The sequence below is a fragment of the Streptomyces sp. MGP-P1 genome (assembly GCF_057766565.1).
The window spans coordinates 770,079-782,961 of record NZ_JBYMEM010000001.1 but is presented as its reverse complement, the minus strand read 5'-3'; the positions used below and the strand labels follow the sequence as shown (position 1 = coordinate 782,961).

The 12,883-nt window shown below is 70.8% G+C and carries 12 protein-coding genes; 2 read left to right on the top strand and 10 right to left on the bottom strand.

Going from position 1 to position 12,883, the window contains the following annotated elements:
• Positions 1 to 13 precede the first annotated feature (13 nt).
• Complete coding sequence (locus tag AC3CH1_RS03545) at positions 14 to 1,063, top strand: glycosyl transferase (protein ID WP_488461507.1); 1,050 nt, start codon at positions 14 to 16, stop codon at positions 1,061 to 1,063.
• Between the two features lie 674 nt (positions 1,064 to 1,737).
• Here AC3CH1_RS03545 and AC3CH1_RS03540 read toward each other — a convergent pair.
• The 3 genes from AC3CH1_RS03540 to AC3CH1_RS03530 all read right to left on the bottom strand — a co-directional run bounded on the left by AC3CH1_RS03540 (position 1,738) and on the right by AC3CH1_RS03530 (position 4,263).
• Positions 1,738 to 3,594 (bottom strand): KedN5 family methylcobalamin-dependent radical SAM C-methyltransferase, encoded by a 1,857-nt coding sequence (locus AC3CH1_RS03540; protein ID WP_488461506.1) that lies wholly within the window; start codon positions 3,592 to 3,594, stop codon positions 1,738 to 1,740.
• Between the two features lie 184 nt (positions 3,595 to 3,778).
• A complete protein-coding gene (locus AC3CH1_RS03535) occupies positions 3,779 to 4,006 on the bottom strand; it encodes an MbtH family protein (protein WP_488461505.1) in 228 nt (75 codons plus the stop codon).
• Between the two features lie 125 nt (positions 4,007 to 4,131).
• The gene (locus tag AC3CH1_RS03530; RefSeq protein ID WP_018955476.1) at positions 4,132 to 4,263 is read right to left on the bottom strand and encodes a hypothetical protein; all 132 of its coding nucleotides are present in this window, start codon (positions 4,261 to 4,263) and stop codon (positions 4,132 to 4,134) included.
• A gap of 74 nt (positions 4,264 to 4,337) precedes the next feature.
• Here AC3CH1_RS03530 and AC3CH1_RS03525 point away from each other — a divergent pair, with 74 nt between their 5' ends.
• On the top strand, positions 4,338 to 4,748 hold the full coding sequence (locus AC3CH1_RS03525; RefSeq protein ID WP_488461504.1) for a DUF6027 family protein: 411 nt from the start codon (positions 4,338 to 4,340) through the stop codon (positions 4,746 to 4,748).
• A 19-nt stretch (positions 4,749 to 4,767) separates the two neighbouring features.
• Here the strand turns inward: AC3CH1_RS03525 and AC3CH1_RS03520 are convergent, their stop codons facing one another.
• The 7 genes from AC3CH1_RS03520 to AC3CH1_RS03490 are packed head-to-tail and all read right to left on the bottom strand — an operon-like array spanning position 4,768 to position 12,751.
• A complete protein-coding gene (locus tag AC3CH1_RS03520; protein ID WP_488461503.1) occupies positions 4,768 to 5,658 on the bottom strand; it encodes a dimethylarginine dimethylaminohydrolase family protein in 891 nt (296 codons plus the stop codon).
• A gap of 37 nt (positions 5,659 to 5,695) precedes the next feature.
• Positions 5,696 to 6,949 (bottom strand): sulfotransferase family protein, encoded by a 1,254-nt coding sequence (locus AC3CH1_RS03515; RefSeq protein WP_488461502.1) that lies wholly within the window; start codon positions 6,947 to 6,949, stop codon positions 5,696 to 5,698.
• The gene (locus AC3CH1_RS03510; RefSeq protein WP_488461501.1) at positions 6,942 to 8,873 is read right to left on the bottom strand and encodes a methyltransferase domain-containing protein; all 1,932 of its coding nucleotides are present in this window, start codon (positions 8,871 to 8,873) and stop codon (positions 6,942 to 6,944) included. Before AC3CH1_RS03510 ends, AC3CH1_RS03515 begins: the two co-directional genes overlap by 8 nt.
• The gene (locus AC3CH1_RS03505) at positions 8,870 to 9,322 is read right to left on the bottom strand and encodes a rubrerythrin family protein (RefSeq protein WP_488461500.1); all 453 of its coding nucleotides are present in this window, start codon (positions 9,320 to 9,322) and stop codon (positions 8,870 to 8,872) included. Before AC3CH1_RS03505 ends, AC3CH1_RS03510 begins: the two co-directional genes overlap by 4 nt.
• Before the next feature lies 1 nt (position 9,323).
• Positions 9,324 to 10,067, bottom strand: coding sequence for a class I SAM-dependent methyltransferase (locus AC3CH1_RS03500; RefSeq protein WP_488461499.1), 744 nt, complete (start codon positions 10,065 to 10,067; stop codon positions 9,324 to 9,326).
• A complete protein-coding gene (locus tag AC3CH1_RS03495) occupies positions 10,064 to 11,083 on the bottom strand; it encodes a sulfotransferase family protein (RefSeq protein ID WP_488461498.1) in 1,020 nt (339 codons plus the stop codon). The genes AC3CH1_RS03500 and AC3CH1_RS03495 overlap by 4 nt, the downstream gene beginning before the upstream one ends.
• A 3-nt stretch (positions 11,084 to 11,086) precedes the next feature.
• Positions 11,087 to 12,751 (bottom strand): B12-binding domain-containing radical SAM protein, encoded by a 1,665-nt coding sequence (locus AC3CH1_RS03490; RefSeq protein ID WP_488461497.1) that lies wholly within the window; start codon positions 12,749 to 12,751, stop codon positions 11,087 to 11,089.
• Positions 12,752 to 12,883: the final 132 nt, after the last annotated feature.

The following is a 12,883-nucleotide window of genomic DNA, read 5'->3' as shown; positions in this document are numbered from 1 at the left end:
GAGGAACTTACCGATGAGAGTCAATTTCGTCTCGCGCGGTCATGGCTACGGCCACGCGGCCAGAGACCTGAGGATCATGGCCGCGATGCGTCAGGTGCACCCCGGGATACAGATCAGGCTGGCTTCGGCGGGGAGCGGAGTGGACTACTACCGCTCCCGCGGTGTCGAGGTCGTCGACCTCGGTTTCGACGACGCCGACGACATGGGTGAGGCGGCGGGTTGGCGCGTCTGGCGATTCCTGTACGAGCGTGCCGACGCCGACCTGGTGGTGAGCGACGAGTTCCTGACCGCGCCCGGCTTCTGCCGCCATGTCCTCGACGTTCCGAACGTGCTGATCACGGACTGGTTCTTCGCCGAGCTCGGCCGGCCCGACCTCGACTCGATCATGGACGACGCGCTGGAGGTGGTGGTCCCCGACTTTCCCGAGGCACATCCGGTCACACCGGCCACGACCGCGCCGGTGTGGTTCTGCGGACCCCTTGTGGACGCCTTCGCACCACAGCGGGCGGAGGCGCGCAAGGCCCTCGGCCTCGACGAGGACGCGCTCGTCCTGACGGTGGCGGCGGGCGGTCGCCCGGACCGTATCGCCGCCCTGCGCATCCAGTTGCAGGCGCTCCAGGCGTGGAGCCGATACGCCGCCCCGACGGATCAGCTCCTCCTCCTGGCGGACCCGCCCCCCACGCGCGGGCGAACCCCCGCCACTCCCAACGTCCGATGGGTCGGGCGGAGCGATCGGCCGGAGCTGTACTACCGGGCCGCCGATGTCGTACTGGCCGACGCGCTGGGCTTCACCGGCTGCGAACTCGTCGCCAACGGCGTGCCGGTCATCGCCTCCGTCACCCCGGACCCCGGCCGGGAGGTGCGCGTCGGATTCGCCGAGCGCATGGACATGCTGGAGCGGACCGGTCTGCTGACCCGCACCCACGCCGACGAGGACCCCGCGGCGCTGTGGGACAGCGTGCGGGAGATGCGCGGCCGGTCCGACCATCCGGCGCCCGGGGACGTCTGGGCCGACCCCTTGGATGTCGCCGCCCGGATACTCGGCCACGGCCATACGGGTTGAGGCCGCCTTCCCTCTCGCCGTGCACCGGCGGCGGGGGGGAGGATGATCCCGTCCGGATATCCCTGGGTGGGCCAGGGCGAAGGAAGCACCGTTCCCCGGTATCGGTGGCGCGTCGTGCGCACCTTGGCCGGGTCACACAGGATGACGTCCCCCGTGGTCGGCCACCATCTGCCGTCGCAGCGGCGTCGGTGGAGAGCGGCGGTGCCGGTTCGCTGTTCTACGACTACCTCATCGAGGAAGGGCTGCGGGAGCGAACCCGGTCGGCCGCGGTCGCTACAGCCCAGCAGGAATTTCGGCGGCCACGGCCGCGGGCTGTTGCCTCTGATTACGCCAGGAGCCGGCGGAAGCGCGACGTCCGGCCCGGACACGGCAGCAGCGATGGCGGCCATGATCAGGTGCCGCTCGCACAGTGCTGTCAGGGGTGTCAGGGGGGTATGGCACGGTGACGTCCATGACTGCGACCGCACCTGAAACCGTCCGCGATGCCGGGCGGGCTCTTGGCGTACCCGAGACGGTGACCGAGGCGTTCGTCCGCCTCCTGCGCCCCTGCGTCTACCTCTGTCGCTACGAGCAACTGCCGGAAGGGCTGCGGATGAACGCCGCTCCGGCCGATCGCCCCGTCGTCCTCGGCCCGACGCCCTGCCGAACGGAGCGTCCGTCCGTCGCGCCGTCGGCTACCGGATCTCGAGGCAGCGACCGGCGTAGTAGGTCGCGAGTTCGTGGTTGTCGAGGTAGTCGTCGAATCCGACCCGATACGCGAGCGTGAGTTCGACCGGCGAGGGTGCGTCGTCGAAGGGCCGGCTCGCGCGGATGGCGTCGAGGATGTGCGGCATCGCGTACTGGAACCGCTGGCCGCTGCGGACGTAGTGCGGGAGGCCGTCGATGCTGCGCAGCTCGGCGTCCTCGGCACCCGAGCCGGCGTAGATCGGGCGGGTCGCGTTGTCGTAGCGGAAGATCTCGTCGAGCAGCGGCCTGTGCCGCTCGGGCGCCTTCGGCAGGATCGCCTCGTCCCACCACCGTTGGAAGACCGGCGCGAACCGCGGGTCGGCGTAGAGCTTGTGCAGCGACTCGACGACCAGGCCGGAGTCGGTGAACTCGCGGCCGTGGGCGAGCAACTCGGCGACGGCGGCGTCGGTCGAGTCCTGGAACCAGTCCGACAGGATCAGCAGTACGGCGCTCTGGGTGAGCCCGGCGAGCTCCCGCAGCGGCACCCAGATGTGCCGGAAGTACATGTTCTCGCTCATCATCCGGGCCCAGAACATGAACCGCTGCATCGTCGTGTTCTCCGCGACCGTGACGGTGCGGTTGGCGAGAACGTACTCGAAGTCGTCGCTGTCCCCGCGGACGGTGACGAAGCCGTGCTCCTCGCGGTTCTCCGTGTAGTTCGTGTTGGGCAGCAGCAACAGGGGATAGACGGCGATACGGGACACGTGTTCGGACAGTCGGTCGTAGCCCGCCAGGAAGGAGTCGACGGTCTCACCCGGCGCGCCCCAGATCAGCTCCGCGTAGGCGTCCAGCCCCTCCGCGGCGAGCCATGCCGCCAGCTCCTTCCACTCGTTGAGCCGCATGTTGCTTCTGCCCATGTCACGCAACGCCGTGTCGTCCAGTGTCTGCAGCGCCACGGTGAACGAGCTCTGGAACCCCTCGGCCTTCATCCGGCGGATGATGTTGTGGAACGTCTTGGACTTGTTCTTCGCCCATGACGTCTCCAACGACTTCGGGAACCCGTATTTCTCGCGCGTCCTGACGAGGTCCTCGACGAACTCCGCGTCCGGCTGGCGCATGCCGAAGTTGGAGTCGCACAGCACCACCGTCGGAATCCGGTGATAGCCGAAGATGTCGAGCTCCGCGCGCAGCCGCTCGCGGGAGAAGTCGCGCATCCGCTGGCCGACCGCGCCACCCCAGTAGCAGAACGAGCACTTGTACGGACAGCCTCGATTGGTCTCCATCAGCGCGACGTCGTAGGGGAACCGGCCACGGTGGTCGAGCAGCGGGATGGCCCCGGTGAGGAAGGGTGACGGAATGATGTCCAGGTCGTCGATGCGCGGAGCCTCGGCAGTGGTGTGGATCGTGCCTTCCTCGTCGCGGTAGGAGATTCCCGGCACCTGCGCCAGATCGTGCGGCGACTTCTCCTCGAGGACGGCGAGCAGCAGGTCGCGGAAGGTGAACTCGCCCTCGCCGTTGGCGACGACGTCGACCTCGGGAAAGCGCCGGAAGACACGTTCCGCCTGGTGGGCGACGTGCGTTCCGCCGAAGACGACCCAGCCGTCCGGGCGCACCGACTTGTAGGTCTCGGCGAGCGCGCCGAACTGGTTGAGGTTCCAGCCGAGGACCGAGAACGCCAGCACGTCCGGCAGCACACCGGAGAAGATCGTGCGCGCCATCGAGCCGAGTGATTCTCCGCCGCGGAAGTTCTGTATCCCCACGTCGAACTCGGGTCCCACCAGGGGATCGGCCCGTGCCGCGGCTGTCAGATAGCCGGCGGCGAGCGGCATCGACTCCTTCGGCATGTCCCAGGCGCCCTGTTGCACGATCAGCGCGCGCCCGCGCTTCTCCTGTGAACGCGGTCGTGGTCGTGGTCGTGGAAACGGAAGTGTGGACTGGCTCACTGTTCTGCCCCCATGCGGCCATGCCGCCAGGTTCCCGCGGGCGACGCGGGTGACGAAGCGGTCCCATGCCGCCGCCACCGCGAAGACCGCGCATCCATCCGGTAGCTCACCCGGTCGCGTCGTCCATGGCGCGGCGCAGGGAGGCCGGACGCAGGTCGGTCCAGTTCTCCTCGACGTAGGCCAGGCAGGCCGCCCGGCCGTCCGGGCCGTGCACCACGTGCCACCCGGCGGGCACCGGAGTGAACTCCGGCCACAGCGAGTGCTGGTCCTCGTCGTTGCGCAGCACCCAGAACGGTGCGTTGTCGTCGTCGAACGGGTTGGTCGTCTCAGCCATGCCGCCTCCAGGTCGCCGCACGCTACAACGCGCCGTCAGGTGGTCAACACTCCCGCCCTCCAGCACGGTGACCCTGCTCGGAACGCCCCGGCCCGCCCGTGCGGGCGGACCGGGGCGGTGTTCGGTCAGATGCGGTAGCCGAGGCTGCGCAGCTGCTGACGGATCGCCTCGTCGTCGGCTGTGGCGGTGCCGCTGGTCGCGGCGCCCGAGTCGGCCGGAACGAGGGCGAGTCGCTCCTCACGAAGGTTCTCGTTCACTGGTTCTCCTTTCCTGACTTCGGTGTTCATCCCTGCCCGGTCGGACAAGCTCGGTGCCGCCTTAGGGTGGCGGCATGGATGGCGACATGGATGACCTGGCCTACGACGTGACCGGTACGCCGGCGGTTCGGCTGCGCCAGTGGGAGCGGTGCTGGCCACCGGATGACCCGCATGGCAACTTCAAGGCCGAGGTGGTCGACTACGGGCTCCTCGACCCCCTGGAGACCGTGCGCGGCATGTCCCGGAACCTGGACATCCCGGTCGGCGCGATCGTCCGGTACGTGCTGGCGAAGTGGGCCACCGGCGGCAGCGGCGGCCTGCTCGAACTCGGGCCGGTGATGGTGCCGCGCCTGTGGGAGCCGATCGCGGCGGCGGAGGAGGCCGATTCCGACGAGCAGCGGCTCGCGGCGTACCACCAGCTCCGGCAGATGATCTCCTGGCTGAAGGTGCCGCTGGACGACCCCACCGTGTACCCGGCTCAGTAGTCGGCCCGGTGACCGGCTCTCAGTGCTCACGGCGCACCACCCCGGTCACGCAGCCGATCCCGCCGGCCGCCCACAGATACTCCCCGACGTCGATTTCGTCGACGGCCACGCCCGCCCGCTCCAGCGTCCGGCGGATCCCCGGGCAGCCCGCGGGCATCAGCACCCGCCCCGGCGCGAGCACCAGCAGGTTCATCCCGCGCCCCACCAGCAGTTCCTCGTCCGGCGGCAGCCCGATCACCCGATAGCCGTACTCCGCGAGCAGCGCCGTCAACTCCGGTGGGGTCGCGGCCCGGTGGATGACGGCGGTGGACGGGTCGAGGAACACCACCGTCCCCAGCAGGTGCTGTACGCCCGGCACCAGCGGCACCGTCACCACCCGCGCTCCCAGTCCCGCGACCGCCGAGGCGGCCTCGGCCGCGCCGGCGTCGTTCGTGCGGAATCCGGTACCGACGATCACCGTCGACGGGTCGATCCACAGCGCGTCGGCGCCCTCGAACACGGCGGTGCCGGACACCGTGCGCAGGATCGGGAACCCTGCCTCGGCCAGCGCGAGCGCCGCATGCCGTTCCTCGCCGGCCCGCTGCGCGGACGCCATCCGTGCCACCACCGCCCCGGCCGGGGTCATCCAGAACAGGTCCCGCGCGAACACCACGTTCGGCGTCGCCTCGGGGGAAGTCAGGTGTACCTCGACCCCGTGGCCCCGCAGGCGGTCCGCCAGCGCGTCGCACTGTGCCCGCATCGCCGGCAGATCCACCGGCCCGAGCATGAGCGAGGCCCCCGCCCGTCGCACCGCGGCGATGCTGTCCGGCGGGCGGACCAGTAGCACCGACCGCAGTGCTGCCGTCTCCGACCGGTACCCGCACGGCGCCCACACGCTCCCGGCCGCGACCTCGTCCCCGTGGGACGCCACGCGGGGGACCCACCCCGGGCCGCCGTGGGTGCTCAGCTCAGATCCAGTGGTCGTCACGGGCATAACCGAGCCTCTCCGCCATCGCGAGCACGTCGGCGCTCAGCGCCGACCTGACTTCCTCTTCCCGCGCCCGCCATCTGCCGGGGCGTGGTGCGGCGGTGGACACGGTGGCGGCGATGCCGTCGGTCGCGGCCCGCTTCAGCGGCCCGTCGAACGGGACCCCCAGCCAGTCGGCGATCCGCTCGACGGCGTCCGCGCGGCCGTGCGGACCGCTGATCAGATCCTCGAATCGCACCGTGTGATCCGCCCCGTGCGCGAGCACCGCACGGTGACTTGACCACCACTGGCGGGCGCAGACCCGGGGCAGGGCGGCGGCGGTGTACGCGGACCAGCCGGGTGGCAGGTCGAACTTCCACCAGTGCCGGTCGGCGGGCCGCACGTCGGCGTATCCCGCGATGCGCAGCGGTTCGTCCAGCCGGTACGCGTGGAACCCGTGGTGCAGCCACCCGTCGACCAGGCCGTTGATCGAGGCGGCCGGGTTCCTGGTCAGGTGCAGGACCCGCAGGCGCGCGTTGGGGAACACAGCCCGCAGGAAGCCGAGCCGGTAGGCGTTGCCCGGCGTCTTGATCACCAGTGGCTTCGTGGCGAGATCGTGCTCGTCCGCCGGCCGCCACGGACGGGGGAGGACGAAGGGCGGCTCCTCGATCAGCACGTCGCCGGGCGGCCCGGCCGGTCGTGGTCCCGGGGACCGCCCGGGAAGGTCGTAGTACCAAGGGTTCACACCGGCGCTGTCGATCAACTCCCGCGCGAACCGGGGGAGATCATGGTCCAGTATCTTCTCGGCGGTCCGCACCAGGTCGACGGGATCGAGGTCCCGCCCCGGCCACTGCACGACCAGCCGCCACGCCGCGTCCACCGCCAGGTTCTCCACGCCGACGCCGGGGGAGCCCGCGTCCAGTGCCAGTTCCGCCTCGAACAGGGCCCGGGACCGTGGCGGAAGCCCGTGCCAGTGCGCCGCGTCCAGCACGTCGGATCCGGTGCCGCTGTGCGGGTGGTCGAGGCCGACCAGCCGCAGCAGCGGATTCAGCTCACCGCGCAGGTGCAGCAGGTGCGGCGAGGACCGCAGCAGCTCGGCGAGCATGCTCGACCCGCCCCGCGAGCTCGACGCGACGACGACGAGATCGCGCACCTTCGCGCAGAAGCCCTCCACCGGCGTGCCCCGGAGCGGCCGCAGCACCTCCAGCCGGCGCACGACCTCGGCGACGAGGCTGTCCACGGTGCGGCTAGGCATGGTCGGGCTTCCGCACCGAGTACACGCACCACCGCCACCGGTCGCGCACCGAGCCGTCCGGCAGCACCTCGAACGGGTGGACGGCGCGCACCTCGCGCGGCGCGTCGTAATAGAGGCGGTAGATCTCCTGCCGGCTCGCCGGTGTCGTCTCGTGGGTGTCGATCCACCGGTCGATCGACTCCCACAGGAAGTACTCCTCCATCCGCACATCGGTGAACCCGCCGCCGGTGAGCAACGCCCGGAAGTCCTCCTCACGGAACATCTGGTACAGCAGGGGCTGCTTCTTCTTGAACACGCGGAACATCCAGAACGCGTCCACATCCGCGTACGGCACGATCTGCCCGACGATGAACTGCCCGCCCGGCCGCAGCACACGGAAGATCTCCGACACCGGCAGCTCCGGCCGGGGCAGTAGATGCAGCACCTCCCGGGTGACCACGAGGTCGAAACTGGCGTCGGGGAACGGCAGGTCGTAGACGGTGCCCTGGTGCACCACGTCCAGCCGGGTGGCGGCGAGCGCGGCCATCTCCGGGGTGAGGTCCAGCCCGACCGTCTCGCCGACCCGGCCGCGGAACGCGCCGCCGACGACACCGCTGCCGCAGCACACGTCCAGCATCCGCGCGTCCGGCGGCACCGCGCACAGCTCCGCGTGCTTGCCGAGCAGGTCCTCGTCGGTGAGCCAGGAGCACGAGTCGTGCCAGTCCTTCGAGCGGATCCCGAACTGCCGCTGGTAGACCGCGTAGTCGACCTCGACGGCCCGGGTCCGGGAGCGGGCCGTCCGCCCGGCCAGCCGCGCGGCCAGCCGGGCCCGGCTCGCGTCGACGGCCCGTTCGGCGATGCGGCGGGCCAGCTCCGGGTCGGCCGCCAGCGCCCGCCGCGCCTGGTCGGTGACGACGTCGAACACGCGGGCGCCCGCCTCGTCGTTGCGCAGGGTGCGTTTGGTCTGGCCGTCGAACCGCGCGTCCGGGATCCGGATCGCGATCACCGCGGTCAGCCCCTCCAGGATGTCGACCACGGTCATCTTGTCCGCGGCCGCGCCGAGGTGTTCGGCCACCACCCCGGCCAGCGCGCCGCGCAGGGCGTCCACGTGCGACCCGCCCAGGTCGGTGCGGATGGTGTTGACGTAGGCGAAGATCTGCTCCGCGTACCCCTCGGTCCACTGGACGGCGGCGTCGATCACGCACCCGTTGCCCGCCCAGGTGATGGTGGTCGGCTCGGCGTGCACCTTCTCGGTGTCGCGGGCGCGGTACGCGAGCAGGCCCCGCACCCCGGTCATCTCGTACAGCGACTCGTTCCGCCCGGTGCGGTGGTCGATGAGATCGACGCGCAGCCCCGGGTGCAGGTACGCGATGTCGAGCAGCCGGGCGTGCAGCAGTTCCGCGTCGAGCACGCAGGAGGAGAAGATCTCCGGGTCCGGGCGGAACCACACCCGGGTGCCGCGGCGGCCGCTGTCGCCGCCCCGCTTGAGCGGGGTCTCGACCGAGCCTCGGGCGAACGACTCGCTGTGGTGCGCGCCGTCGCGCCACACGTCCAGCCGCAGCCACTCCGACAACGCGTTCACACAGGCCAGGCCGACACCGTGCAGCCCGGCCGAGGTCGCGTACGAGGAGCGGTCGAACTTGCCCCCCGAGTGCAGCGTGGTGAGCACGAGCTCACACGCCGGGATCCCGGCCTCCGGGTGCGGAGCGGTGGGGATGCCCCGGCCGTCGTCGGTGACCGAGCAGGAGCCGTCGTCGTGCAGCTCCACCGAGATCGCGCCGCAGTGCCCGGCGGCGGCCTCGTCCACGGCGTTGTCGACCAGTTCGAGCACCAGGTGGTGGGCGCCGTCCGGGCCGGTCGACCCGACGTACATCGACGGGTTGCGGCGCACCGCCTCAAGACCGGAGTAGACGGTGATCGCCTCGGCGTCGTATTCGGTGGTCATGGCGCTCCGTTCCCGGCGAACCGCGGCTCGGCCAGCCCGGTGAGGGCCTGCTCCAGCCGGTCCACGTGCGTCTTCTTCAACGTGCACAGCGTCTCCAGCCAGCTCGCCAGATCGGCCACGCCGTCCATGTGCGCCCGCGCGGCCAGGCCGGGATAGCGTTCGGTGGCCTCTTCGAGGTCGCCGCTGATCGCCGCGGCGAGGTTGCGGCGGGTGTCGCCGAGCGCGCGGCCGGCGCCCGGGTCGTCGCCGCCCAGCAGGTCGCGCAGCAGATCCAGGTGGCCGTGGGCGGCGCAGGCCACGCTCTCGGCGAGCTCGCCGAACACCCGGGCCGCCTCGGTGTGACCCTCGATCTCGGCGACCTGTGCGAAGTAGGTGTACCGCGCCGCGGTGGCCGCCTCGGCGAGGAACGCGGCCCGCACGCCGTCGGCGGGGGACTGGTCCGGTTCCATGTCAGACCCTCGTTCCCGAGACGACGACGAACAGCATCCGGTCGGTGATCCGCCCGCCCGTCCCGGCCACCGCGTGCCGGGCGCGGAACGCGGGCGACGCCCGTGCGTAGCGGTCCCGGATGGCCTCCCGCGCGTCCTCGCCGATCGCACCGTTGTCCGACCACACGTCCACGTCCTCCACCGACACGTACCGCTGCGACCGCACCGGGTCGCACCCCGCGCCGGCGAGCAGGGCCTCGACATCGCCGGGCCGGAAGAAGTGCCGCCGTGCCGGGTTGCGCAGCCGCAGGATCTCGGCGTACTCGTCGCGGTCGTCGTCCCCGTAGGCGCACAGGTGGGTCAGTACGACCCGCCCACCCGGCCGGGTCACCCGCGCCATCTCCCGCACCGCGTCCGGCAGGGTCATGAACTGGATCCCCTGGCGGCACACCACGATGTCGAACGTGCCGTCGTCGAACGGCAGCTCCTCCGCCGGGGCGATCACCAGCTCGTCGAGCACGTCGCGCGCCTGCTCGGCCATCTCCGGCGTGATGTCCACGCCGGTCAGCCGCCGCACCCGCCCGGCGAACAGCCTCGACACCAGTCCGGTGCCGCACGCCACGTCCAGGACCGCGTCGCCGGGCCGGGGCGCCGCCGCGGACAGCATCAGCGCGCCGAGCGCGTCGTCGGTGCACCACGCACTGGACCGGTCGTAGGTGCTCGCCCGGTCGGCGAAGTGCGTGCGGACGCTTCCCGTCTCGTTCATCTGCTCTCTCCTGCCGGAACAAGGGCGCGGCGGGGCTTCGCGCGGCGGCGCAGCCGGCGGACGGTGGCGTCGCGCCGCCAGCGCCGGAAGTGGTTGCGGTCGGTGCGCAGCGATCGCGCCTCCACCGCCGTCCGGACCGCGAACCCGCGCAGCGCGACGCCGAGCGGACCGGGAGCCGGTTCGTCGAGCGAGGCCGGGTCGAACGGGTAGCGGAGCCTCTCCATCGCCCGCGCGGTCACGCTCTCGACCTGCCGTCGCTCCCGGTCGGACAGCCCCCGCCGGTGGGCGCCGATCCGGGCCGTGGTGATCGGGTCGCCCGCCGTGCGCCAGGACGCCGACAGCGACGCGGTCACCCTGGCGTTGCCGCTGAGGTGGTGCGCCAGCATCGCGGGCTCGAACGCCTCACCGATGAAGTCGCAGATCGCCCGGATCTCCCGGTCGGGCTCGGACACCAGGTCCTCGTACCGCACCAGGTGCACCACTGACGGCCCCCACCGCTCCAGGGCCGCGCGGGCGAGCTCCTGTTCGGCCGTCCACCGCAGCGCCATCCGGTAGGGGTGGCAGTGGCCGAACACGGCCCGCTTGGCCGACGCGGCCACATCGCGGGGGTCACGCACCAGCCAGAGGAACCGGGCGTCCGGGAGTGCGGCGAGCACCTCGTCGACGTGCTCGACCATGAACGTGCTCTTGCACCCCCACCGGGCCGCGCCCTCCGCGACGCGGTACTGGTCGTAGATCGCCGCCACCACCCCGAACAGCGACGGGCCGGCCGCCTCGGTCACCGCGGCCCGGTCGATCACGTGCGGCCACGGGTGGATGTGGTCGCGCAGCAACGACATCGCGTCGCCCACCATCGCGTCGACATCACCGTCGTACGGGATGCCGGACAGGTACCGCATGAAGTGCGGCGGGTGCGGGACCGCGATCCGCGTGTGCGCGTCGAGCACCAGCCGCAGCAGGTTCGACCCGGAGCGTTCGGTCCCGATGATCAGGATCGGGCCGTCCTGAGTGGACACGGGTCAGCCCCCCACCGCGAGCTTCTTCGCGCCGCAGTCCATCAGCGTGCTCCCGACCGCGGCCACCTCCGGGTCGGCCACCTTGTCCAAGGTGTACTGCTCGGACCCGGGGACCAGGGGCGCGGCGGCGGAACTCCACTCCGCGCGCCAGCCGTTACCGGCGTACGACGTCGACCGATCGGTGCCGTCGGCCGGCTGCGGGTGGAAGTACTGGAAGTGCTCCGGCCAGTGCTGGAAGTCCATCACCGGGCCGGGCTGATAGGCGTCGTACACACGCTTGTAGGCGTCCCGGCAGACCTGCTCGGGCAGCCCGCTCACGTTCAGGAACTCGTCCTCGTGCAGCGCCTGTTCGACCGACAGCCAGTTCAGGTGGTCGATCTCGGTGCGGATCACCTTGTTCCGCACCGCGTCCTGGTACACCGTCGTGCCGGGCATGGCCGACAGGTACTTCACCCGGGTCACGTGGTTGTACTGCTCGGCGAACTGCACCATGTCCGCCAGGGACTCCTCGGTCTCGTTCGGCAGACCGACGATGAGCAGCGAGCCGAACCGCACGCCGCCCTCGAACGTGGTGCGCATCGCGCGGACGGTCAGGTTCTCGCTGCTGCCCTTGCGGGCCTCGCGCAACACCTCGCGGCCCAGCGACTCGACGCCGTACAGGATGATGTCCGCACCCGCCTCCCGCATCGCGTCGATGCGCGGTACGTCCATGTCGGCGCACCGGGTCAGACAGGTCCACCGCAGATCGTGCTGGGAGATCACGTCGCACATCTCGATGGTCTGGCCGCGGTGCGAGCTGAACGTGAGGTCGACGAAGAAGCAGAACTCCACGTCGTACTGGGTTTTCAGCCAGTCGAGGTCGCGGTCCATCTTCTCCGGCGACTTCGCCCGCACCTGCGGGGTGGTGCGGTAGCAGAAGGAGCAGTCCATCTTGCAGCCGCGGCTGTAGGACGAGATCACCTGCGGCTGCATGCCGAGCGGCGACCGCGACTGGGGCCACAGGTCGAGCCGCATCCTGGGCAGCGCGTCGAGATCCATCATCTGGCCACGCGGCGGCGTGCGGCGGGCGTTTCCCTTCTCGTCCCGGTAGCAGATGCCCTTGACGGTCGGGAGGTCCTGCTTCCACGAGCCGCGGGCGTAACTCTCCATCAGCTCCAGGATGGTGATCTCGCCCTCGCTGATCACCGCGATGTCGCAGGCGGTGTCCGACATGAACACCGCCGGCGCGGAAGTGACCAGCGAGCCGCCGCAGATGATCGGTACGTCCGGGTGCGATGCGCGGACCATCGCCATCAGCGCGCGGCAGAACGGGAAGTTGTCCTCGAACGTGCACATGCCGAGCACGTCGGTGCCCTCGTTGATCTGCTCGTACGCCGCCTGCAGGGGGTTCGGGGTGTAGCGGACGTCGACGATGCGCACCGGATATCCGGCGTTGTGCAGCACGGTCGAGATGTACGTCGCCCCCTCGTAGGGGGAGGTGAGGAAGAACTCCCAGCCACGCGGCATGGTGAACGGCGAGGGCCCGACGACGAGGGTGAACCTCGGCAACGTGGGATCGAGCGGCACCGGTTCTGCGTCCTGGTCGCGCATCTGATCGATGTAGCGCTGGTCGACGGTGCCGTTCGCGTCGGCATACAGCTCCAGGGCCAGGGACAACTTACGCGCCATGTGAATGCTCCCTCGCTTCACGGTCGTGGAGTCTCCGCCGCGTAACTGTAGGAGCCGGACGCGCTGTTCAGCACGGGTGTTCAGGTCGCACGGCTCATCGTTGTCGTACGCCGCGAGCTCGTTGTTACCTTT